General features: G+C 47.4%; 32 protein-coding genes. 29 read left to right on the plus strand and 3 right to left on the minus strand.

The window, feature by feature from the left end; genetic code table 11:
- The first annotated feature begins 3 nt into the window (after positions 1-3).
- From rplB to JT718_RS08140, 29 genes are all read left to right on the plus strand, one after another.
- A complete protein-coding gene (gene rplB / locus JT718_RS08000; protein ID WP_205501702.1) occupies positions 4-828 on the plus strand; it encodes a 50S ribosomal protein L2 in 825 nt (274 codons plus the stop codon).
- Positions 829-831: 3 nt separating this feature from the next.
- A complete protein-coding gene (gene rpsS / locus JT718_RS08005; RefSeq protein WP_048919303.1) occupies positions 832-1110 on the plus strand; it encodes a 30S ribosomal protein S19 in 279 nt (92 codons plus the stop codon).
- Entirely contained in the window at positions 1110-1496 is a 387-nt protein-coding gene (gene rplV, locus JT718_RS08010) for a 50S ribosomal protein L22 (protein ID WP_205501703.1), read from the plus strand. Before rpsS ends, rplV begins: the two co-directional genes overlap by 1 nt.
- Before the next feature lie 8 nt (positions 1497-1504).
- Positions 1505-2293 carry a 30S ribosomal protein S3 gene (gene rpsC / locus JT718_RS08015; protein WP_205501704.1) on the plus strand — a complete coding sequence of 263 codons (789 nt, stop codon included), beginning with the start codon at positions 1505-1507 and terminating at the stop codon, positions 2291-2293.
- Positions 2294-2320: 27 nt separating this feature from the next.
- Positions 2321-2743: a 50S ribosomal protein L16 gene (gene rplP / locus JT718_RS08020; RefSeq protein WP_066617994.1), complete on the plus strand. Its 423-nt coding sequence runs from the start codon at positions 2321-2323 to the stop codon at positions 2741-2743.
- 1 nt (position 2744) lies between these two features.
- Positions 2745-2939 carry a 50S ribosomal protein L29 gene (gene rpmC, locus JT718_RS08025; RefSeq protein ID WP_205501705.1) on the plus strand — a complete coding sequence of 65 codons (195 nt, stop codon included), beginning with the start codon at positions 2745-2747 and terminating at the stop codon, positions 2937-2939.
- An 11-nt stretch (positions 2940-2950) separates the two neighbouring features.
- Positions 2951-3208: a 30S ribosomal protein S17 gene (rpsQ, locus tag JT718_RS08030; protein WP_062543987.1), complete on the plus strand. Its 258-nt coding sequence runs from the start codon at positions 2951-2953 to the stop codon at positions 3206-3208.
- Between the two features lies 1 nt (position 3209).
- On the plus strand, positions 3210-3578 hold the full coding sequence (gene rplN, locus JT718_RS08035; protein ID WP_205501706.1) for a 50S ribosomal protein L14: 369 nt from the start codon (positions 3210-3212) through the stop codon (positions 3576-3578).
- 21 nt (positions 3579-3599) lie between these two features.
- Positions 3600-3923, plus strand: coding sequence for a 50S ribosomal protein L24 (gene rplX, locus JT718_RS08040; RefSeq protein WP_205501707.1), 324 nt, complete (start codon positions 3600-3602; stop codon positions 3921-3923).
- Position 3924: 1 nt separating this feature from the next.
- On the plus strand, positions 3925-4476 hold the full coding sequence (gene rplE / locus JT718_RS08045; protein WP_205501708.1) for a 50S ribosomal protein L5: 552 nt from the start codon (positions 3925-3927) through the stop codon (positions 4474-4476).
- A 4-nt stretch (positions 4477-4480) separates the two neighbouring features.
- Positions 4481-4750 carry a 30S ribosomal protein S14 gene (gene rpsN, locus JT718_RS08050; protein ID WP_048919312.1) on the plus strand — a complete coding sequence of 90 codons (270 nt, stop codon included), beginning with the start codon at positions 4481-4483 and terminating at the stop codon, positions 4748-4750.
- Between the two features lie 86 nt (positions 4751-4836).
- On the plus strand, positions 4837-5235 hold the full coding sequence (gene rpsH, locus JT718_RS08055; RefSeq protein WP_205501709.1) for a 30S ribosomal protein S8: 399 nt from the start codon (positions 4837-4839) through the stop codon (positions 5233-5235).
- Positions 5236-5245: 10 nt separating this feature from the next.
- Entirely contained in the window at positions 5246-5800 is a 555-nt protein-coding gene (rplF, locus tag JT718_RS08060; RefSeq protein ID WP_205501710.1) for a 50S ribosomal protein L6, read from the plus strand.
- Between the two features lie 8 nt (positions 5801-5808).
- Entirely contained in the window at positions 5809-6162 is a 354-nt protein-coding gene (gene rplR / locus JT718_RS08065; RefSeq protein ID WP_205501711.1) for a 50S ribosomal protein L18, read from the plus strand.
- A 4-nt stretch (positions 6163-6166) separates the two neighbouring features.
- Positions 6167-6685, plus strand: a complete 519-nt coding sequence (rpsE, locus tag JT718_RS08070; RefSeq protein WP_123131266.1) for a 30S ribosomal protein S5 — start codon at positions 6167-6169, stop codon at positions 6683-6685.
- A gap of 2 nt (positions 6686-6687) precedes the next feature.
- Entirely contained in the window at positions 6688-6867 is a 180-nt protein-coding gene (gene rpmD, locus JT718_RS08075) for a 50S ribosomal protein L30 (protein WP_240336993.1), read from the plus strand.
- 1 nt (position 6868) lies between these two features.
- On the plus strand, positions 6869-7315 hold the full coding sequence (rplO, locus tag JT718_RS08080; protein WP_205501712.1) for a 50S ribosomal protein L15: 447 nt from the start codon (positions 6869-6871) through the stop codon (positions 7313-7315).
- A gap of 3 nt (positions 7316-7318) precedes the next feature.
- Positions 7319-8644 carry a preprotein translocase subunit SecY gene (gene secY / locus JT718_RS08085; RefSeq protein ID WP_205501713.1) on the plus strand — a complete coding sequence of 442 codons (1326 nt, stop codon included), beginning with the start codon at positions 7319-7321 and terminating at the stop codon, positions 8642-8644.
- A 3-nt stretch (positions 8645-8647) separates the two neighbouring features.
- On the plus strand, positions 8648-9418 hold the full coding sequence (gene map, locus JT718_RS08090) for a type I methionyl aminopeptidase (protein ID WP_205501714.1): 771 nt from the start codon (positions 8648-8650) through the stop codon (positions 9416-9418).
- Positions 9419-9421: 3 nt separating this feature from the next.
- Positions 9422-9640, plus strand: coding sequence for a translation initiation factor IF-1 (gene infA / locus JT718_RS08095; RefSeq protein ID WP_048919321.1), 219 nt, complete (start codon positions 9422-9424; stop codon positions 9638-9640).
- Between the two features lie 4 nt (positions 9641-9644).
- Positions 9645-9761, plus strand: a complete 117-nt coding sequence (gene ykgO / locus JT718_RS08100; RefSeq protein WP_071885446.1) for a type B 50S ribosomal protein L36 — start codon at positions 9645-9647, stop codon at positions 9759-9761.
- 10 nt (positions 9762-9771) lie between these two features.
- Positions 9772-10149 (plus strand): 30S ribosomal protein S13, encoded by a 378-nt coding sequence (gene rpsM, locus JT718_RS08105; RefSeq protein ID WP_205501715.1) that lies wholly within the window; start codon positions 9772-9774, stop codon positions 10147-10149.
- Between the two features lie 10 nt (positions 10150-10159).
- A complete protein-coding gene (rpsK, locus tag JT718_RS08110; RefSeq protein ID WP_066832394.1) occupies positions 10160-10552 on the plus strand; it encodes a 30S ribosomal protein S11 in 393 nt (130 codons plus the stop codon).
- Between the two features lie 21 nt (positions 10553-10573).
- Positions 10574-11179, plus strand: coding sequence for a 30S ribosomal protein S4 (gene rpsD / locus JT718_RS08115; RefSeq protein ID WP_205501716.1), 606 nt, complete (start codon positions 10574-10576; stop codon positions 11177-11179).
- Positions 11180-11216: 37 nt separating this feature from the next.
- Positions 11217-12206: a DNA-directed RNA polymerase subunit alpha gene (locus JT718_RS08120; protein ID WP_205501717.1), complete on the plus strand. Its 990-nt coding sequence runs from the start codon at positions 11217-11219 to the stop codon at positions 12204-12206.
- A gap of 70 nt (positions 12207-12276) precedes the next feature.
- On the plus strand, positions 12277-12801 hold the full coding sequence (rplQ, locus tag JT718_RS08125) for a 50S ribosomal protein L17 (protein WP_205501718.1): 525 nt from the start codon (positions 12277-12279) through the stop codon (positions 12799-12801).
- Positions 12802-12880: 79 nt separating this feature from the next.
- Entirely contained in the window at positions 12881-14002 is a 1122-nt protein-coding gene (carA, locus tag JT718_RS08130; RefSeq protein WP_205501719.1) for a glutamine-hydrolyzing carbamoyl-phosphate synthase small subunit, read from the plus strand.
- A 6-nt stretch (positions 14003-14008) separates the two neighbouring features.
- Positions 14009-15286: a phosphopyruvate hydratase gene (gene eno, locus JT718_RS08135; RefSeq protein WP_205501720.1), complete on the plus strand. Its 1278-nt coding sequence runs from the start codon at positions 14009-14011 to the stop codon at positions 15284-15286.
- Positions 15287-15469: 183 nt separating this feature from the next.
- The gene (locus JT718_RS08140) at positions 15470-15775 is read left to right on the plus strand and encodes an FtsB family cell division protein (protein ID WP_205501721.1); all 306 of its coding nucleotides are present in this window, start codon (positions 15470-15472) and stop codon (positions 15773-15775) included.
- Between the two features lie 528 nt (positions 15776-16303).
- Here the strand turns inward: JT718_RS08140 and dnaK are convergent.
- The 3 genes from dnaK to JT718_RS08155 form a co-directional block, all read right to left on the minus strand.
- The gene (gene dnaK, locus JT718_RS08145) at positions 16304-18163 is read right to left on the minus strand and encodes a molecular chaperone DnaK (protein ID WP_205501722.1); all 1860 of its coding nucleotides are present in this window, start codon (positions 18161-18163) and stop codon (positions 16304-16306) included.
- A 707-nt stretch (positions 18164-18870) separates the two neighbouring features.
- Complete coding sequence (locus tag JT718_RS08150) at positions 18871-20205, minus strand: TldD/PmbA family protein (protein WP_205501723.1); 1335 nt, start codon at positions 20203-20205, stop codon at positions 18871-18873.
- 137 nt (positions 20206-20342) lie between these two features.
- Entirely contained in the window at positions 20343-21974 is a 1632-nt protein-coding gene (locus tag JT718_RS08155; RefSeq protein WP_205501724.1) for a TldD/PmbA family protein, read from the minus strand.
- Positions 21975-22278: the final 304 nt, after the last annotated feature.

The following is a 22278-nucleotide window of genomic DNA, read 5'->3' on the forward strand; positions in this document are numbered from 1 at the left end:
AGAATGGCATTAAAAAAACTAAGACCAACAACACCAGGTCAAAGATTTAGAGTAGCGCCAGGCTTCACTGAAATCACGAAGTCTGAGCCAGAGAAATCTTTGTTGGCATCCAAGAAAAACACTGGTGGACGCAACAACGCAGGTAGAATGACCATGCGCTACATTGGTGGCGGTCACAAAAAGAGATTCCGTATCATTGACTTCAAGAGAACCAAGTTCGGAGTTCCTGCAACAGTAAAAGCAATTGAGTACGATCCAAACAGAACTGCGCGTATCGCGCTTCTGTACTATGCCGACGGCGAGAAAGCTTACATCATTGCACCAGCAGGCTTGGCTGTGGATGCAACCGTAGTATCAGGACCAGGCGTGGCGCCTGAAGTGGGTAACGCGTTACCTCTTTCAGACATTCCGTTGGGTACCATCGTTCACAACATTGAACTGGCTCCAGGCCAAGGTGCAGTTCTGGCAAGAAGCGCCGGATCTTATGCCCAGCTGGTGGCTCGTGAAGGAAGATACGCTACGCTTAAATTGCCTTCCGGCGAAATGAGAATGGTACTGGTAAACTGTATGGCTACCGTAGGTACTGTTTCTAACGCCGACCACATGAACGTGAAGCTTGGAAAAGCCGGACGTAGCAGATGGATGGGTATCAGACCAAGAGTAAGAGGTGTTGCCATGAACCCAGTAGATCACCCAATGGGTGGTGGTGAAGGTAGATCTTCAGGAGGTCACCCAAGATCACGTAAAGGTCTGTATGCCAAAGGGCAGAAAACCAGAAACAAGAATAAGTATTCTGAGAACCTGATAGTTAATAGAAGGAAAAAATAAGTAATGGCAAGATCATTAAAAAAAGGGCCTTATATTGACTACAGGCTCGATAGAAAAGTGCAGACAATGGATGAGTCTGGAAAGAAAGCGGTGATCAAGACTTGGTCACGCCGTTCTATGATCTCTCCAGATTTCGTTGGGCATACATTTGCAGTTCATAACGGAAATAAGTTCATTCCGGTGTATGTAACAGAGAACATGGTAGGTCACAAGTTGGGTGAATTTGCCCCTACCAGAAACTTCAGAGGCCACATTGCTAAGAAAGATAAAGGTAAAAGATAATGGAAGCGGTAGCTAAATTAAACAATGTACCAAGCTCACCGCGTAAGATGAGACTGGTGGCGAACTTGATCCGTGGTAAAAGTGTTACCCGTGCATTAGGTTTATTGAAATTTGAAGCAAATGCCGGCGCTCCTAAACTGGAGAAACTTCTTTTATCTGCTTTATCTAACTGGCAAGCAGCTAACGGAGATGCCCGCATTGAAGACGCTAATCTGTATATCAAAGAGATTAGAGTAGATGAAGGTAAAATGCTGAAGAGATTGCGCCCTGCTCCGCAAGGCCGTGGTCATAGAATCAGAAAAAGATCCAACCACGTTACGTTGGTGATTGATTCTAAAGCAGACGTTGAATCAGTTGAAACATCTACTTCTAACGAAGCCAAATAGTTTTAAGAATGGGACAAAAAGTTAATCCAGTAGGCCTTAGACTTGGTATTGTAAAAGGCTGGGACTCTAATTGGTTCGGAGGAAAGGATTTCGCTGATAAACTGATCGAAGACGAAAAGATCCGGAAATATATCCTTGCTCGTATTCCAAAAGGAGGTATTTCTAAAATCATCATCGAAAGAACTCTTAAGAGAATCACCATCACCATCAATACTGCCCGCCCAGGTGTGGTAATTGGAAAAGGTGGTCAGGAAGTTGATAAAATCAAAGAAGAGCTGAAGAAAATCACCAGCAAAGATGTTCAGATCAACATCTTTGAAATTAAGCGCCCAGAACTGGATGCGAAACTGGTGGGTGAATCAGTTGCACAACAGTTGCAGGCCCGTATCTCTTTTAGAAGAGCGATGAAGCAAGCAATTGCTTCTGCCCTGAGAGTAGGTGCAGAAGGTATCAAGATCCAGGTATCTGGCCGTTTAGGTGGAGCTGAAATGGCTCGTACAGAACACTACAAAGAAGGTCGTACCCCACTGCACACCTTGAGAGCTGATATTGATTATGCATTATCAGAAGCTCAGACGGTATATGGCAAGCTGGGGATTAAAGTATGGATCTTCAAAGGAGAAGTTTTCGGTAAGCGTGACTTAACTCCTAACGCGGGTCAGCAGAGCGGCGGATCTTCTTCTTCTCCTCGTGGCGAAAGAAACGAGCGTGGAAATGACCGCGGCGATCGTCGTGACAACAACCGCAACAAGCGTCCTGCCGACGGAAACCAAAAGCGCGGAGGCAAACGCAAGTAGTTGTTCAACCTTTAGGTAAATCAAAAAATGTTACAGCCAAAACGGACTAAATATAGAAAGATGCAGAAAGGCCGTGTACACGGTCTGGCGCACAGAGGAAGCACTATTTCCTTTGGTTCTTTCGCCATCAAATCACTGGAAGCATCTTGGATCACGTCCCGTCAGATTGAAGCAGCACGTATCGCCATGACACGTGCCATGAAACGGGAAGGCCAGGTATGGATTCGTATTTTCCCAGACAAGCCTATCACCAAAAAGCCTGCAGAGGTACGGATGGGTAAGGGTAAAGGTTCTCCTGAGTACTGGGTAGCCGTAGTGAAACCAGGTACCATCATGTTTGAATCTGACGGAGTGTCGCTAGAAGTAGCTCAAGAGTCTTTACGACTGGCTGCTCAAAAGCTACCAGTTAGAACTAAATTTGTAGTACGTAGAGATTACGTTGAGAAATAGTATGAAGCAATCAGAAATCAAAGCTCTTTCACTTAATGAAGTGAAAGAGCAACTCAACACAGAGAGAAACAACCTGGTGAACCTGAAGTTCGCGCATGCTATCTCTCCGCTTGAGAATCCTTCTAGAATCAAGAGTACAAGAAAAACCATCGCCAGACTAGAGACGCAACTGCGTTCTTTAGAGCTCAATGGCTAAAATAGAGATCCATGGAGACGAGAAATCTAAGAAAAGAAAAAACTGGACGCGTGGTGAGTAACAAGATGGACAAGTCCATCACTGTTATCGTGGAAAGCAAAGTAAAACACCCTATTTACGGGAAGTTTGTTTCCAAGTCCAAGAAGTTCATGGCCCATGATGAGAACAACGAGTGCGGTATCGGTGATACTGTCCGCATCATGGAAACAAGACCATTGAGCAAAAACAAATGCTGGCGCTTAATTGAAATCGTAGAAAGAGCTAAATAAGATGATACAACAAGAATCAAGACTTACTGTTGCTGATAACAGCGGAGCGAAAGAGGTTCTTTGCATCCGGGTACTAGGTGGTACTGGAAAGAAATATGCCTCTGTTGGTGATAAAATTGTTGTTACCGTAAAATCTGCTCTTTCTTCTGGAAACGTGAAGAAGGGAACTGTTACCAAAGCAGTTGTTGTTCGCACCAAAAAAGAAGTACGCCGCAAAGACGGATCTTATATCCGCTTTGATGATAACGCTGCCGTGTTATTGAATAACAATGATGAGCCACGTGGTACTCGCATCTTTGGGCCAGTTGCCCGTGAGTTACGTGAAAGACAGTTTATGAAAATTGTTTCTTTGGCTCCTGAAGTATTGTAAACACGAGAAAAAGAAAACAAGATGTCAAAGCATAAACTTCATGTGAAGAAAGGCGACACTGTGAAAGTGATCGCAGGTGATGATAAAGGTAAAACCGGAACTATTACTGCTGTTTTAGTAGAAAAGCAGAAAGTAGTGGTTGAAGGACTTAACCTGGTTTCTAAACACCAAAAGCCAAGCGCTAAAAACCCTAACGGTGGTATTGTAAAACAAGAAGCTCCTATCCACGCCAGCAATGTGATGTTGGTAGAGCCTGCTACAAATGTTGCCACTAGAACAGGTAAGAAGCTTAACAATGACGATAAGCTTCAACGTTATTCCAAAAAAACTGGAAACTTAATCTAACATGGCAGCTAGACTAAAAGATAAGTATACAAAAGAGATTGTGCCTGCATTGAAAGAGAAATTTCAATACAAGAGCATAATGCAGGTGCCTAAGATCACCAAGATCAGCATCAACAGAGGTATTGGTAATGCCGTGGCCGATAAAAAGCTGGTGGATATTGGAGTTGATGAACTTACCATTATCGCTGGCCAGAAAGCGGTGCAAACCAAAGCCAAAAACTCTATCTCTAACTTCAAGTTGAGAGAAGGTATGCCAATTGGTGCCCGTGTTACTTTACGTGGCGAGAGAATGTATGAGTTCTTGGACCGTTTGGTAACCGTTGCTTTGCCACGTGTGCGTGACTTCAAAGGAATCAGTGACAAAGGATTTGATGGCCGTGGTAACTACACGCTAGGGGTGAAAGAACAAATCATTTTCCCAGAGATCAGCATTGATAAAATCAAATCAATCGCTGGGATGGACATCACCTTCGTGACTACAGCCAACACAGATGAAGAAAGCCTGGAGTTACTGAAAGGCTTCGGTTTACCTTTCGCAACCTTAAAGAAATAACAAGATGGCTAAAGAATCAGCAAAAGCAAGAGAGCTCAAGAGACAAAAATTAGTTGCTAAGTATGCCGCTAAGAGAGCTCAGTTAAAAGCTGCTGGCGATTATGAAGCTCTAGATAAATTGCCTAAAGACGCTTCTCCTGTACGGTTGCACAACAGATGCAAATTGACCGGCAGACCAAGAGGCTATATGAGAAAGTTTGGTATCTCTCGCGTTACATTTAGAGAGATGGCATCTGCAGGCAAGATTCCTGGGGTAACGAAGGCTAGTTGGTAATTATTAGTCCTATCAATAATATAGTTAGGAAAAAATTAGTATCTTTGCGGCTCCTTAAAAAGAGCGGAATCTAAAATTATAGTCTAATGCATTCAGATCCGATAGCAGATTATTTAACTAGACTACGGAATGCCATCAAGGCAAATCACCGTGTAGTTGAAATTCCGGCTAGCAAAATAAAAAAGGAATTAACCCGAGTTCTTTACGAAAAAGGTTATATTCAGAGTTACAAGTTCGATGATAGTTCAGTTCAGGGCACCATTAAGATCGCCCTGAAGTATGATCCCGCTACCAAGCAGTCTGCTATCGTGAAACTTGAAAGAGTCAGTAAGCCGGGACTCCGTAAGTATGTGCATCTTGAGGAGATGCCACGCGTGTTGAATGGTTATGGCGTTGCCATCCTTTCAACTTCTAAAGGTGTAATCACCGACAAAGAGGCCAGAGGCCTTAACGTAGGTGGTGAAGTGTTGTGTTACGTGTATTAATCAAGAGGAAATGTCGCGGATAGGAAAACTGCCAATCACACTCCCACAAGGTGTAGAGGTGTTGGTTAACCAGGATAACCTGGTTACAGTGAAAGGGCCTAAAGGAACTCTTTCTTCACAAGTTGATACGGACATAACTGTTGCTATTGAGGATGGGGTTCTTACTGTAACTCGTCCTACAGAGCAAAAAAGACACAAAGCACTTCACGGCTTGTACCGTGCCCTTATCAACAACATGGTGGTTGGGGTGAGCACAGGCTACAAAGTATCTTTAGAACTAATTGGTGTAGGTTTCAAAGCAACTACTCAGGGACAAAACCTGGAGTTGGCGTTAGGTTACTCTCACAATATTTTTGTCGCTTTACCAGCTGAGATTTCTGTTACTGCAGTTACTGAAAAAGGTAAAGCCCCAGTTATTACCTTAGAAGGTATTGATAAGCAGTTGATTGGTCAGGTGGCTGCCAAAATCCGTTCGTTACGCAAAGTTGAGCCTTACAAAGGCAAAGGTGTTCGTTTCGTGGGTGAGGTTGTTAGAAGAAAAGCTGGTAAAACTGCTTCTAAATAAGAAAGAAAATGGCATTCGATAAAGCAAAAAGAAGACTGAGAATTCGTCGCAGCATCCGTAACAAGGTGTCTGGTACTGCTCAGCGTCCACGTCTGTCCGTATTCAGAAGCAATAAATATATTTATGCTCAGCTGATTGATGATGTGCAAGGTATTACATTAGCAAGTTCTTCGTCTGCTGTTCTTGAAGGTGAAGCTTCCTCTTCCAAGAGTGAAGTTTCAACTTCAGTTGGACGTGATATCGCAGCTAAGGCCTTAGAAAAAGGGATTACTGAAGTTGTGTTCGACAGAGGTGGTTATTTGTACCACGGTCGTGTTAAATCATTAGCAGAAGGGGCTCGTGAAGCGGGTCTTAAATTCTAAGAACATGTCTAAATTAAATATCAGAAGCATCAAGGCAAGCGAGATTGAATTGAAAGAACGCGTTGTTGCGATCAATCGTGTTGCTAAAGTTGTAAAGGGTGGTAGAAGATTCAGTTTCTCTGCCATTGTAGTAGTAGGTGACGGCAATGGGGTTGTAGGCTATGGCTTAGGGAAAGCAAACGAGGTTACTGATGCAATCGCCAAAGGTATTGACGATGCAAAAAAGAACCTAGTACGTGTACCTCTGTTCAAGCATACGGTGCCACATCCAATGGAAGGTAAATTCTCTGGTGGATTTGTGTTGATTAAGCCAGCTGCCGCCGGTACCGGTGTAATTGCGGGTGGTGCGATGCGTGCTGTATTTGAAAGTGCCGGTATTAAGGACGTTTTAGCTAAGTCTAAAGGTTCTTCTAACCCCCACAACGTAGTGAAAGCTACTTTTGATGCTCTTTCTAAAATGCGCGATCCATTGGTAGTTGCTCAGCAACGTGGAATCAGTTTACAACGTGTATTCAACGGGTAATTATGGCAAGAGTAGAAATCACCCAAATCAAAAGCATCATTGATCGTCCTGAAAGACAAAAGCAAACCATTAAGGCGCTTGGTCTAGGTAAGATCAATAAGACTGTAACCAAAGAGTTGACCCCTCAAATTGCAGGCATGGTTAACAGTGTACAACATTTAGTATCTATTAAAGAGATCTAGAATGAACTTAAGTAATTTAAAACCTGCTGAAGGTTCTACTAAGAACCGGAAGAGAATTGGTCGTGGTACCGGTTCTGGTAGAGGCGGTACTTCTACCCGTGGACATAAAGGAGCTAAATCTCGCTCAGGATATTCTTCTAAAGCAGGTTTCGAAGGCGGTCAGATGCCTTTGGTACGCCGTGTTCCTAAATTCGGTTTCAAAAACATCAACCGTGTTGAGTTCACCGCTGTAAACCTTGATGTTCTACAGAACTTAGCTTCTAAATCTGGTTCTTCTGTTATTGACTTTGCTGTACTTCGTGAAAACGGCCTTGCTTCAAAGAATGATAACATCAAAGTTCTAGGAAGAGGTGAATTAACTACTGCTATTGAGGTGCATGCACATGCCTTCTCGCAAACTGCAGTAGCAGCAATTGAAAAAGCAGGCGGCAAGGTTGTGACTCTGTAACAGATGAAGAAGCTGATTACTACGATTAAGAATATTTTTGCGATTGAAGATTTGCGAGTTAGAATCCTAAATACTTTAGGATTCATCGCAATTTTCAGATTAGGCTCCTATGTGGTGTTGCCAGGGATTGATCCCAATCAATTGAAGGGCAACTCACAAGGAATCTTAGGGCTTCTAGATGCCTTTCTAGGTGGAGCATTTAGTAATGCTTCCATCTTTGCATTGGGTATCATGCCTTATATTTCTGCTTCCATCGTTTTACAGCTTCTAACCATTGCAGTTCCTTACTTCCAGAAATTGCAGAAAGAGGGAGAGTCTGGCCGAAAGAAGATCAACCAGTATACCCGGGTGCTGACCATTGTGATTACGTTGGCTCAGTCCGTTGGTTTCCTGGCTACCATCAATGCTGATGCCATTGATCCTTCGGTTGCTGGCCCTCTTTTCACAATTTCTTCTATGATTATCCTTACCGCAGGAACTATGTTCTGTATGTGGTTAGGTGAAAAGATTACCGACAAAGGTATAGGTAACGGTATTTCCATGTTGATCATGATTGGTATCGTTTCCCGTCTACCTGGTGCTTTAGTAGGAGAGGCTTTAGCCTTAGGGTTAGGTCGTGCTCTTGTTTTCATCCTTGAACTGATTGTTCTGTTCTTTGTGGTGATGAGCGTGGTTATGCTTACCCAAGCCATCAGAAGAATACCTGTTCAATATGCCAAACAAGTGGGGGGCAGTGCTTCCTTACAAGCCGGGCAAAGACAGTTCATTCCTCTTAAGGTGAATGCTGCGGGTGTAATGCCTATCATCTTTGCTCAATCTTTGATGTTCCTTCCAGGTATGATTGCTTCATTCTGGAGAAACGAAAGCGATCTGGCAAATGAGATTGGCAACGTTTTCTCTGATTATACCTCTTGGCAGTACAATCTTTCTTTTGCGGTTCTGATTATCATCTTTACTTTCTTCTATACAGCCATCAGTGTGAATCCTAATCAGATCTCTGATGACTTGAAGAGAAGCGGTGGTTTTATTCCAGGTGTAAAACCAGGTTTAGCTACCTCTGAGTACATTGATGAGGTCTTGACCAGAATCACTTTACCCGGGGCTCTTTTCCTGGCCATCATTGCAATATTACCTTCTATTGCTATGTTGTTTGGGATCACGAGAGAGTTTGCCGCTTTCTTTGGTGGAACTTCGCTCATCATCTTGGTGGGGGTTGTGTTAGATACACTGAACCAAATTGAAAGCTATTTGTTAATGCGTCATTATGACGGTATGATGAAGTCTGGTAAACTTCGTGGCCGGTCAAAAAACATAGCGGTTGCTTCCTAAGGAATGGTTATATATAAGACCGAAGAAGAAATCGAGCTTATCAAACAAAGTGCTAACATCCTCAGCCAGGTGCACGGTGAATTAACCAAGCACATTGCTGAGGGTGTTACTACCTTGAAGTTGGATACCATTGCGGATGAGTTTATTCATGACCACGGTGGCGTTCCTTCTTTCAAAGGATACAATGGTTTCAAACATAGCCTTTGTATCAGCTTAAACTCCGCTGTTGTTCACGGAATCCCAAGTAATTATTCTCTGCAATCTGGAGATGTTGTGTCTATAGATTGTGGAGTTTTTTTTAAGGGCTTTCATAGTGATAGTGCCTATACCCATGCGGTAGGGGAAGTATCTCAGGAAGTCAAAGATTTATTACTCCGTACCAAAGAGTCGTTGTACAAAGGTATTGAGTGGGCTGTTGCCGGTTCCAGGGTTGGTGATATTGGGCATGCCGTTCAAACTCACGTTGAGCAATTCGGTTATGGTGTTGTTCGGGAGTTGGTAGGACATGGCTTAGGCCGCAGTCTGCACGAGGGCCCCGAAGTTCCTAACTACGGTAAACGTGGTCAGGGAATGAAGCTTCAGGAAGGTTTAGTGATTGCCATTGAACCCATGGTGAACCTTGGTTCCAGACATGTGGTTCAGGAAAACGATGGCTGGACTATCAGAACTCGGGACAAGAAGCCTTCCGCTCACTTTGAACATACGGTTGTTGTCAGGAAAGGACAAGCGGAGATTTTAACTACTTTTGATTACATAGATAAAGCACTAAACTAATACATGGCTAAACAGTCTTCAATCGAACAAGACGGTACCATCATTGAGGCACTATCCAATGCAATGTTTCGGGTAGAATTAGAAAACGGCCATCAGGTAATTGCTCACATCTCCGGGAAAATGCGGATGCACTACATCAAAATTCTTCCTGGCGATAGGGTAAAATTGGAAATGTCTCCTTACGACCTTAGTAAAGGCAGAATAGTTTACAGATACAAATAAACAGATGAAAGTAAAAGCGTCAGTTAAGAAGCGCAGTGAAGACTGCAAAGTGATCAGACGTAAAGGGAAGCTTTACGTGATCAACAAGAAGAATCCACGTTATAAACAAAGACAAGGTTAATTATTAAAACATGGCTAGAATAGCAGGAGTTGATATTCCAGATAACAAAAGAGGCGAAATCGCTTTGACGTACATCTACGGCATTGGCCGTAAGTTGTCACAGTCTATTTTGGTGAAGGCTGGGGTGGATCTTGACAAGAAAGTGAAAGATTGGAGCGAGGATGAGGCCGGTGAAATCCGTAACATCATTGCCGCTGAGCACAAAGTTGAAGGTGTTCTTCGTTCTGAGGTGCAACTGCACATCAAGCGTTTGATGGACATTGGTTCATACCGTGGTCTACGTCACAGAAAAGGTTTACCAGTTAGAGGTCAGAGAACCAAAAACAACTCAAGAACCAGAAAAGGTAAGCGTAAGACTGTTGCAAACAAGAAGAAGGCATCTAAATAATTAAACGACAATGGCTCAGAAAAGAAAAGATAAAGCCAAGAAGCGCGTGGTTGTGGTGGAGCCTGTTGGTCAGGTACACATCAAAGCTTCTTTCAACAATATAATTATCTCTGTTACCAACATCAATGGCCAGGTGATCTCCTGGGCTTCTGCTGGTAAAATGGGTTTTAAAGGGTCTAAGAAAAATACTCCTTATGCTGCCCAGATGGCTGCTGCTGACTGCGGTAAAGTTGCGTATGAGGCTGGCTTGAGAAAGGCTGAAGTGTTTGTGAAAGGCCCAGGTGCTGGACGTGAGTCCGCTATCCGGACTATGCAAAACGTAGGAATTGAAATCACCTCTATCAAAGACGTGACGCCACTTCCTCACAACGGATGCCGTCCTCCAAAGCGCAGAAGAGTTTAAGGATCTTATTTAGTATTAGAAATGGCAAGATACACAGGCCCTAAGAGTAAAATCTCTAGAAGATATAACGAACCAATTTTTGGACCTAGCAAGGCTTTGGCTAAAAAAGCCTATGGTCCTGGCCAGCACGGCCGTGGTCGTAGAAAAAAGCAATCTGAATATGCCATCCAGTTGATGGAGAAGCAAAAAGCGAAATACATCTACGGTGTATTAGAGCGTCAGTTTGCCAATTTGTTTGACAAAGCTGCCCGTAAAACGGGTATCACTGGTGAAAACCTGCTTGCCCTTTTGGAAGCAAGATTAGACAACACCGTGTTCCGTTTGGGTATTGCTCCTACAAGACGTTCTGCTCGTCAATTAGTGCTTCACAAGCACATCCTGGTGAATGGTAATGTGGTGAACATTCCTTCTTACACCCTTCGCCCTGGTGACATTGTGAGCGTACGTGAGAAGTCAAAATCACTAGAAGCTATTACTACCAGCCTTGCTGGACGTAATGCTCGTCAGTTTACGTGGTTAGAGTGGGATGGCGGTCAACTGGCCGGCAAGTTCATCTCCAACCCGCAGCGTGATCAGATCCCTGAGAAAATTCAGGAGCAGCTGATCGTCGAGCTTTACTCTAAGTAATACCTTCTAAGTAAGTATCAACCTTAAACCAGCAATCATGTCAATATTAGCCTTTCAAATGCCAGAGAAAGTCGTGATGGAGAAATCCGACGATTTCAATGGGCAGTTTGAATTTAAGCCGCTAGAAAAGGGCTATGGTGTTACCATTGGGAATGCGCTGAGAAGAATTCTTCTCTCCTCATTGGAGGGATACGCCATCTCCAGCATCCGTATTCCTGGTGTGCTCCATGAGTTCTCTACCATTGAAGGTGTGGTTGAAGATGTCTCTGAAATTATCCTGAACCTGAAAATGGTTCGCTTCAAGAAAATTGGTGACTTGGTTGATGATAAAATCACCGTTAGCATCAGCAAGCAGGATACCTTCACTGCGGGTGATATCAATAAGTTTTCTGGCTCTTTTCAGGTTTTGAACCCTGAACTGGTGATTTGTCACTTAGACCCTGAGGCTTCTTTTGAGATTGAACTCACAATCCAGAAAGGCCGCGGGTATGTGCCAGCTGAAGAGAACAAGCCCGTAGATCAGGTGTTTGGCCAAATCGCGATTGACGCCATCTTCACTCCCATCAAGAATGTGAAGTTTAGCGTTGAGAACACGCGGGTTGAGCAGAAAACCGACTATGAGCGTCTCTTGCTTGAAATCACGACTGATGGATCTATCCATCCGGAAGATGCTTTAAAAGGTGCTGCCAATATTTTGATCCAGCATTTCATGCTTTTCTCTGACAATACCATGACTTTTGAGACAGTGAAGCCTGAAGAGGAAGAAGCTGTGGATGAGGAAATGCTGCACATGAGAAAAGTCCTGAAGACTCCTTTGCACGATATGGACCTTTCTGTTAGGGCGTACAACTGCTTGAAAGCAGCTGACATCAGAACGTTGGGTGACTTAGTACAATTGGATCTTTCTGATATGATGAAGTTCCGAAACTTCGGTAAAAAATCACTTACTGAGTTGGAAAACCTGGTAGCTGAGAAAGGCCTGAGCTTTGGAATGGATATCTCCAAGTACAAGTTAGAAGAAGATTAGTAAAATCTACGGCATAATTCCCGATCCCGCTTAGGTTGATCGACGGTATGCACGTGCACAATTCAAAATAATGAGACACGGTAAAAAAATTAACCACTTAGGAAGAACAGCTGCTCACCGTGCGGCTATGCTTTCTAACATGGCTTCCTCTTTAATTCTACACAAGCGTTTGACTACTACGGTAGCCAAAGCCAAAGCGCTTCGCAAGTACGTAGAGCCTTTGTTAACTAAATCAAAGTCAGACACTACGCATTCTCGCAGAACGGTTTTCGCTTACCTGCAAAACAAAGAGTCTGTAAAGGAACTGTTTGACGGTGTGGCCGCTAAAATTGCAGGCCGTCCAGGTGGATACACCCGTATCCTGAAGACTGGTACTCGTCTTGGTGATAACGCTGAGATGTGCATCATTGAATTAGTTGATTACAATGAGGATATGCTGAGCACCAAAGGAACTGCTGCAGCTGGCAAAACCAGAACAAGACGTCGTTCTTCTGGTAAGAAAGGTGCCGCTGACGCTACTTCTACTGAAGCTGCTGCACCTGCAGCGGATGATGCTTCACCAGCTGCTTCAACTGAAACTCCAGCTGCTGAATAATCATCATGCAATAATTAATGAAAAGGGATACGATATTACTCGTATCCCTTTTTTATTTTTGTCCCATTAACATTTTAGAATGAAGCTTCATACAACAACTGATGCAGTATTGGTGCTGGAAGACGGCACCGTGTTTCGGGGTAAAAGCCTCGGGAAAATAGGAACCACCGGCGGAGAGGTCTGCTTCAATACGGGCATGACGGGCTATCAGGAAATCTTTACTGATCCTTCCTATTATGGTCAGATTGTGATTACCACTGTTTCGCACGTAGGCAACTATGGAGTGCAGTCAGAAGAAGTGGAATCTGGCAACATTCAGATCAAAGGGTTGGTGTGTAAGGAGTTTTCGCACCATTTTTCCAGAAAGACCGCTGAAGGATCTTTGCAGGACTACTTTGAGAGAGCTGGTGTGGTAGGTATCTGTGAAATTGATACCCGCGAGTTGGTGCGCTATGTACGGGACAAAGGCGTGATGAATGCCATTATCTCCTCAGAGACTACTGATGTGGATGTCCTTAAAACCAAACTGGCAGAGGTTCCTTCTATGAGTGGGCTGGAGCTTTCCTCTAAAGTGACCACCCCTGAGCAGTATGACCTTCCAGTAGCGGCCCCCAGATTCAAAGTAGCTGTTCTGGATCTTGGCGTAAAGCGCAACATCTTGAATAACCTCACCATCAGAGGCTGTGAATGCCGGGTTTTCCCCTACGGCACTACCTTTGAGGAAATGGAAGCGTGGGGCCCAGACGGGTATTTCATCTCCAACGGACCCGGTGATCCTGCCGTAACCACGGAAGCGGTTAGAAGCGTAGAGGAGATTCTGAGAGTGGAAAAGCCAATGTTCGGGATTTGCATGGGGCACCAGATCCTGGCCCAGGCTAACGGCATTCCTACCTACAAGATGCACAACGGCCACCGGGGACTAAACCACCCTGTGAAGAACCTTATTACGGGCCGTAGCGAGATCACGTCGCAGAACCACGGCTTTGCGGTAGACGCGGACGCGGTGAAGAGCAACCCTAACGTGGAAATCACGCACATCAACCTCAATGATAACACCGTAGAGGGTATCCGGATCAAGAACAAGCCCGCCTTCTCTGTACAATACCACCCAGAGTCTTCTCCGGGACCACACGACTCAGAGTACCTGTTTGACCTGTTCGTGGAGATGCTGGAGAAAGAAAAGAATTCACAATCAAACTAGAACAATATGAGCTTAATTGAAGACATCAAAGCCCGCCAGATTTTTGACTCCCGCGGAAACCCCACCGTTGAGGTAGACGTGATCACCTCCAATGGCATTGTTGGCCGTGCCGCGGTTCCATCCGGAGCTTCTACCGGTAAACACGAAGCCGTAGAATTGCGCGATGATGACAAGAGCAAATACATGGGCAAAGGGGTGCTGCAGGCAGTGCAGAACGTGAACACCACCATTGCCGATGAGCTGGTTGGTTTTTCTGTATTTGAGCAGAGCCTGCTGGATAAAATCATGATTGAGATTGACGGTACCCCTAACAAAGCGAAGTTGGGTGCCAATGCTATCTTAGGTGTGTCTTTGGCTGCTGCCAAAGCGGCCGCGAAAGAAGCTGGTCAATCTCTGTACCGCTACGTGGGTGGGGTTAACGCCAACACCTTGCCGGTCCCTATGATGAACATCCTGAACGGGGGTAGCCACGCAGACAATTCAATTGACTTCCAGGAGTTCATGGTAATGCCCGTGGGCGCGCCTTCGTTCTCTGAAGCGCTTCGTTGGGGTTCTGAGGTATTCCATAACCTGAAGAACGTACTGAAGAAAAAAGGTATGTCTACCAACGTGGGCGACGAAGGTGGTTTCGCTCCTAACATCGGGTCAAACCAGGAAGCCATTGAGGTAGTATTGCAAGCCATTGAGGCCGCCGGCTACCGTCCGGGTGAGGACTTCATGATTGCCATGGATGCTGCCGCTTCTGAGTTCTACGATGCCGAGACCGGCCACTACCACTTCAAGAAATCTACCGGCGACAAACTTACCTCTTCTGAGATGGTAAGTTACTGGACTGAGTGGGCAAACAAATACCCAATCATCTCCATTGAAGATGGTATGGACGAAGATGACTGGACCGGCTGGAAAGGCCTGACCGATTCTATCGGGAAGAAAGTACAACTGGTAGGTGATGACTTGTTCGTGACCAACGTAACCCGTCTGCAGCAAGGCATTGATCAGCAAGTAGCCAACGCTATCCTGATCAAAGTAAACCAGATTGGTACGCTTACCGAGACCATCAACGCCATTAACCTGGGCCGTATCAACGGCTATAAGAGCATCATGAGCCACCGTTCTGGTGAGACCGAAGACAACACCATTGCTGACCTGGCAGTGGCCTTGAACACTGGTCAAATCAAAACTGGTTCAGCTTCCCGCTCTGACCGGATGGCGAAATACAACCAATTGCTCCGCATTGAGGAAGAGTTGGGCGAGATCGCTTACTTCCCAGGCAGAAAAATGTAATTCTCAGGTTCTGGTTACTTCAGTTAAGACTTACTAGAGTGCTTCTGTTTTACTCTTATTTTCCTGAAATCAGGATAAATACGGAATCAGGAGAATAGTTAGACGTCAGGTGAAGATTAGCTCCCAGAATCTTTGTAAATTCATGGCGGCAAGCGTGAGCTTGTCGCCATTTTCTTTTTCCTTATGTTAGCACGCGTACCAAAATTCTTCCGCAATTTCTACTTCCTGACGGGCGTAGCCTTTCTGGCCTGGATGTTCTTCTTTGACTCCAACGACTTCGTGACGCAGTTCCAGACCAGCCGAAAGTTGGCCGAACTGGAAGATGAGCGCGATTACTACTTGGAGAAAATTGCCGAGGTGCAGAAAGACCGGAAAGAGCTGATGAGTAACCCAGAACTACTAGAGAAATTCGCCCGGGAAAAGTACCTCATGAAGAAACCCACCGAGGAACTGTACCTCATTGTGGAAAAAGACGAAGAAGAGAAGTAATTTTCATACCTCATAAAAGCAGAACGCGCGGCCCATTTGAGCCGCGCGTTCTGCTTTTATGATTTCTAATACTGCTATCAGAGTTATGTTATGCCTAGGAACTGTTTGTCTGCCTATTATCAGTTCTACATTCCTGCTATTTCTACATACTACTTTCTACCTTCCTGCTATTCATTGCCCACATTATATTCTCTGATAATTAATTCATTTATGTCATCCTGAAAGGATCTTGGTGGCCAACTGTAGTAGCGCTTCTTAAAATCTGATTTAGTTCGTAACCAAGATCCTTTCAGGATGACAGGAGAAGTGTGATTAAATCAAGAGGACAGGAGAAGTGAATTAAGCTTGTTTTCCAGAAAGTAAGCCTAAAACTTGGACCAGTTCCTTTTGTTAACTCCAATCCTTGCAGTTAGTCAATCAACAATTCAACCAAGCCTCGTCCATAAAAAAAGAGAGCGCCTAACTAAACAGGCGCTCTCTTCTATTTTCATTTTAAGGCTATATTCTACAAAATAGCCCTAAAACGGGTTATTCAATTTTCTTGCCTGTCATGGCTTTCTTGATGGAAATCTGCATCACGCGCTCGGCAAACGGACTGGTCTGCTCTTCCAGCACATCCACGGCTTTCAGGATGGTGTCTTTGTCGCCGGAAGGGAGCACGTCTTTCAGGCGCTGCACATTCTCGCGGGTAAGCGTAATTTCTTCCTGGGTCAGGTGCTCGCCGTTCTTCTCCAGGAAGCGTTCTACCTGGTAAATCATCTGCTCAGCGGTAGTGCGGGCTTCGATTACCATTCTAGCTGATACGTCTTCACGAGCGTGGGTGATGGAGTCCATCAGCATCTGTTCTACCTGCTCATCGGTGAGGCCGTATTGTGGTTTCACCTGCACTTCCTGCCGTACGCCAGAGCGCAGTTCAATGGCCTCCACTTTCAGGATTCCATCGGCGTTCAGGATGAAGTTCACGTCTACCTTAGGGAAACCGGCGGGCATGGCCGGAATGCCTTTCAGATCGAACTCCGCCAGTTTACGGTTCTCTTTCACCAGATCACGCTCGCCCTGGTACACCGAGATCTTCATGTTCACCTGTCCGTCCACGGAAGTGGTGTACTGCCGACCGGCTTTGGTAGGGATCTTGGAGTTGCGCGGGATGATGGGGTCCATCAGACCACCCATGGTTTCAATTCCCAAGGTGAGCGGCGTCACGTCCAACAAAAGGATGTCTTTGCGGTTCCCGGCGAGTACATCGGCCTGGATGGCAGCCCCCAAGGCTACTACCTCGTCTGGGTTCAGAGAGTTGTTGGCGGGCTTCCCGAAGAAATCGCTCACGGTCTGGTACACCAGCGGCACGCGGGTAGAGCCACCCACCATAATCACGGTGTCAATCTGCTCGGGCTGCAAACCGGCATCTTTCAGAGCCATCTGGCAGGAGGCCATGGTGCGGTCCACAATAGGCGTAATGAGCGTTTCAAACGTATGCTTGTTCAGCTTCAGCTCGATGCCGTTCAGCTCAGATTTAAATTTCTCCGCGCTGCTCAGCGTCTTTTTGGCTTCCTCGGCTTTCAGGCGGAGAGCCTGAGCCGCATTAGGGTCTTGGACTGCCAGATCGGCTAACAACCGGTTCTGGTGGCTCCAGTAGTCAATGATGGCGCGGTCCAGGTCATCGCCGCCCAGGTAGGTATCACCGTTGGTAGACAGCACTTCAAAAATGCCCTGGTGGATGCGCAGAATGGAAATATCAAACGTCCCGCCGCCCAGGTCATACACAGCAATGGTGCGCTCCTCGGTTTGGTCCAAGCCGATGCCGTAGGCCAGCGATGCCGCCGTCGGTTCGTTCACAATGCGCAGTACTTCCAGTCCTGCCAGTTTCCCGGCATCGCGGGTGGCTTGACGCTGCGAGTCGTTGAAGTAAGCGGGTACGGTGATCACGGCGCGGTTTACCGGGGTTTTTAGGGCGTGCTCGGCGCGGGCGCGAAGTTCCTTCAGAATCTCGGCGGAAAGCTCAATAGGGGAGTAGAACTTATCTTGCACCCGTATCTTCACCAGCCCCTCGGAGTTATCGTCAATGATCTTGTAGCCGAAGAAATCTTTGTGCTCGCCCAGATCCTGGTACGATTTCCCCAACAGACGCTTCACTGAGTAAATGGTATTGGCCGGATCAGTGAGCAGATAGTCTTTGGCAGCGTTGCCCACAATCACTTCGCCTTCTTTGGAGAAATGCACCACCGAGGGAACAATGGTGCCCAGCCCCTGGTCATTGATGGCGATGGGCACGCGGTCCTCCGGGTGCATATAGGCCACCAGACTGTTGGTTGTTCCCAGGTCAATGCCCACAATCACTTCCTCCTGCTGGATGGAAGCCGTGGTTAAGTTTATTGCTATTTTAGCCATGTGTCAAAGTTATTGCAGCGCGTTTCCGCGCACTTCCGCAAAAGTACGAAGAAATAGCCTCTTACAAGGGTACGGTTTCCTGCGGGATAGGTGGCGAAAGATGGGGTTGATTCCCAGAGAAATAAGGAATTCGTTTTAGGGCTGTTTTCCTGAAAGTATGCTGAAACGGAAATGCCGGAATGTGGAGGAGGTTGGTTCCTGATCTATCTTGCTCAGGAAGGATTTATTTACTGAATGATTGCGGGGTATCAAATCCGCTGGCGCGAGCCTCCGGCTCGTGTCCCCAAGCATTGCTGACCTTCCCTTCGTTGTCATCCTGAAAGGATCTTGTGCGCAAACGGTAGTGGCATTTCTCCGATGCTTTTCTAGTTCGACACCAAGATCTTTTCAAGATGACAGGAGAATGTGCATCGGACATTCTCAGGAATGCGTGCGGACACGAGCCGGAGGCTCGCGCCAGCGGATGAGTTACGATTGTCGCTTGTTCCAAAGACCTCGCAGCGTCCGGAGGTCCTGCGAGCGTCTGTGCCTATTGCGCTGCCCGTGGTTCCCCGCGAGTCTGGAGACTCGCTTCTATCCTAAGTCACGAGACTTTAGTCTCGCGCCAGAACTAAAAAGGTGCTGGCGTAAGACCAAAAAAGCGTTTCAGGCCTGTTTTCCACAAATCAGGCCTGAAACGCTTTCAAAATCAATCAACAATAACCTACTTACACTGCATCAGACAAGCTGCTGAAGGTGAAGTCCCGGATTTTAAGCGGAGGCAACAGGTAGTTGTTGCTGGATTCGCCGCTGACCACGCGTTCGGTTTTCCCGATGGCTTCCAGGTTGTTGAGCATGATGATGGGACTTTCATTGAAGCGGAAGTTCTTCACGGCGTGTTTGATTTTGCCATTCTCAATGTAGAAGGTTCCGTCGCGAGTGAGGCCGGTGAGCAGGAGCGTCTGCGGGTCTACCGGACGGATGTACCAGAGCCTGGTGACCAGAATGCCTTTGGTGGTGCCTTTGATGAGATCGTCCAGGCTTTGGGTGCCGCCCTGCATAATGGCCGAGTTAGGGAACGGCACCGGCGTTGTTTTTTTCTGCTGGGCCCAATAGCGGGAGACCGGCATCTGTTTCACCACGCCTTTGTCAATCCAGATTACTTTGTTCAGGGCCTGGCCGTCCTGCGCCCAGGGGGAGGTGGGCAGATCGGGGTGGGCGGGATCAGAGTAGATGGTCACGCGTTCATCCACCAGTTTCTGGCCCAGTTTGTTGCCGCCGCCGGGCTTGCTCAGGAAGCTTCGGCCCTCGTCGGCGGAACGGGTATCCATGTTGAAAAACAGATTCTCCAGCATCACGGCCACGGCTGCAGGTTCCAGAATAACGGTGTATTTGCCCGGTTCCAGTGCCTTAGCGTTCACCGAGCTCACCGCCTTGTTCACCGCAATGTTGGAGGCCGCGGCCGTATCCAGTTTGTTCACGTCATTGAAGCCGCGGGAAACGTAGCCGGAGCCGGTACCATCGGGGGTGCGCACGGTGAGCGAGAAATCCACCCCTGTATCGGTGTTGTAGGCGAAGAGACCCTTGCTGTTCATCATGGACTGAAACCCCACCGAGTCTTGCAGGTAACCCGCCGCCGTCAGGTTTTTGCCTTTGGCCGCCGCAATGCTCTGCGACACCATCACCGCTCGTTGGTCTGGAGTAATAGCGGCCGTGGCGGCTACGTACGGATTGGTGGTAATGTATTTCTGCGGTTCCAGCACGCCCATGTACTCGGGGTTTTCGGGAGCCAGTCGGGCCAGTTCCTCTGAGCGGCGCACCACTTTCTCCAGTGAGGCATCGTCAAACTCGTTGATGGTAGCGGTGCCCATCCGCTTCCCGAAGGAAGATTGCACCACCAGCGAGGTGGTGTGGGCCTCGCCGGCGGTGGAGACGGTGTTGCGGGCGTAGCGCACGTTGCCCACTTTGTTTCCGTTCAGGTTGGCTTCGCACTCATCGGCTTTGCTCAAGGCCATCACTTTCCTCAGGATCGCCTGCGCCTGTTCTCTGCTATATATTGCCATGGATGGTTTACGTCTGATGTAAGTTGAAACTACTTGTTGTAAGTTCTGAGTCTTGAGTTCTGAGTCCTGAGTTGTAAAATTTGACTAAGGACTATGGACTCAGAACTCAGGACTGATCAACACAGGTAGAAAGTTCTTTAGATCTTTCTACCTGTGTTGATCACGTTCACGCCGTTGAAGCGAGTGGTAGCGGAGCCGTGTGACACCGCGCTTACCTGCATGGGCTGGCCTTTCCCGTCGAAGAAGGAGCCGCCTAAGCGGTAATCGCTTTCGTCGCAGACGGCGGCGCAGGAGTTCCAGAATTCCTGGGTGTTGCTCTGGTAGGCCACATCTTTGAGCGGACCCACGATTTTGCCGTCCTTGATCTCGTAGAACAGCTGCCCGCCGAACTGAAAATTGTAGCGCTGCTGGTCAATGGAGAAGGAACCGTCGCCTATGATGTAGATGCCTTTCTCCACGTTCTTGATCATGTCCTCCACGCTCAGTTTCTGCTTACCCGCCGCCAAAGACACGTTGGGCATGCGCTGGAACTGCACCGAGCTCCAATTATCGGCGTAGCAGCACCCGTGCGATTCTTTCTCCCCGATGATGTGCGCTTGGTCCCGGATGGCCTGGTAGTTCACCAGCACGCCGTCTTTCACCAGATCCCAACGTTTGGTTTTCACGCCTTCATCATCGTAGCCCACCGCGCCCAGAGAGCCGGGCTGCACCTTATCAGCGAAGAGGTTCACCTGCGGGCTGCCGTACTTGAAGTTCTTGGATTTCCACTTGTCCAGCGTGGCGAAGGAGGTGCCGGCGAAGTTGGCTTCATACCCCAGCACGCGGTCCAGCTCCAGCGGGTGGCCCACGCTTTCATGGATGGTGAGCCACAGGTGCGAGGGATCCAGCACCAGGTCATATTTGCCCGCCAGCACCGATTTAGCGGTGAGTTTCTCTTTGGCCTGTTTGGCGGCGGCCACGGCGTCTTCCAGCATGTCATAGGAGTTGCCGTAGCGCGTAGTGATGCCTTTGTACTTGTCGGTGGCGCGGCCACTCAGGTACTCAAAGCCCATTCCCCGGGGCGAGCTGAGTGACTGCCGCGTCTCAAACTTGCCGGTTTTCTGGTCAATGGCCGTGACGTTGAGCACCGGCCAGATGCGGTGTACGTCCTGGTCAATGTAAGAACCGTCCGTAGACGCGAAGTATTTCTGCTCATTTACCAGAAACAAGGCAGAGTTCACGTAATTGGCTCCGTTCTGCATGGCGGCCGCATTGGCGCCCAGCAGCAGGTCTACTTTCTCCTTCAGCGGCACCTCAAAGGCATTGCGCTCAATGGGCGTTCTCCAGCTCACCTCACCGTAGCCTTGCTGCGGCGCCAGTTGTACCGGCTCGGTCTGGAGTTTGGAGTTCGCCTTGGCGATGGCAACGGCCAGCTCTGCAGCTTTGGCGGCTCCGGCGGGCGAGACTTCATCGGCGGCGGCAAAACCCCAGGTATCGTTCACCAGCACGCGCACGCCCACCCCGAAGGACTCGGTGTTGACGGTGTTCTGCACCTTGTCTTCCCGCGTGATGAGGTACTGGTTCAGGTAGCGGCCAATCCGGACATCGGTATAGGAAGCGCCTTTGGATTTGGCCGCGTTGAGGGCCGCATCGGCAATCTGTTTTTTCTGAGCCACTTCCATGGGAGCGAGCATCGCTTCGGGGGCAATATCGTGGCCCAAAAGCGGAATCGGCAGCATCAGGGCACCAAGCCCAAGGCCGGAAAGCTGGAGAAAATCGCGTCTTTTCACGGTGGAAGAGGTTAATTGTTAACTACTTAAAAGTAAGAATTTGACCCGCATTTCCAAGCAATAAGATTAGGTTTTTTCTATATAGATGTGGGCCAAATGATAGGTTTCAACACACATTCTTTCCCCCTTCGAAGGGGGTAGGGGGATGACAAAGGCGGAAGAAGAGCCATTACTAGTTACAGATGGCGAGCAAGAATGAATCATCCCCAACTATGGCGCGGAAGTTACTTCCGTGACTTGCAGAGACGGGTGAAGAAGTCACGGAAGTAACTTCCGCGCCATAGTTGTGTATTAGATATAAACG

The organism is Rufibacter psychrotolerans, assembly GCF_016924645.1.
Taxonomy (GTDB): domain Bacteria; phylum Bacteroidota; class Bacteroidia; order Cytophagales; family Hymenobacteraceae; genus Nibribacter; species Nibribacter psychrotolerans.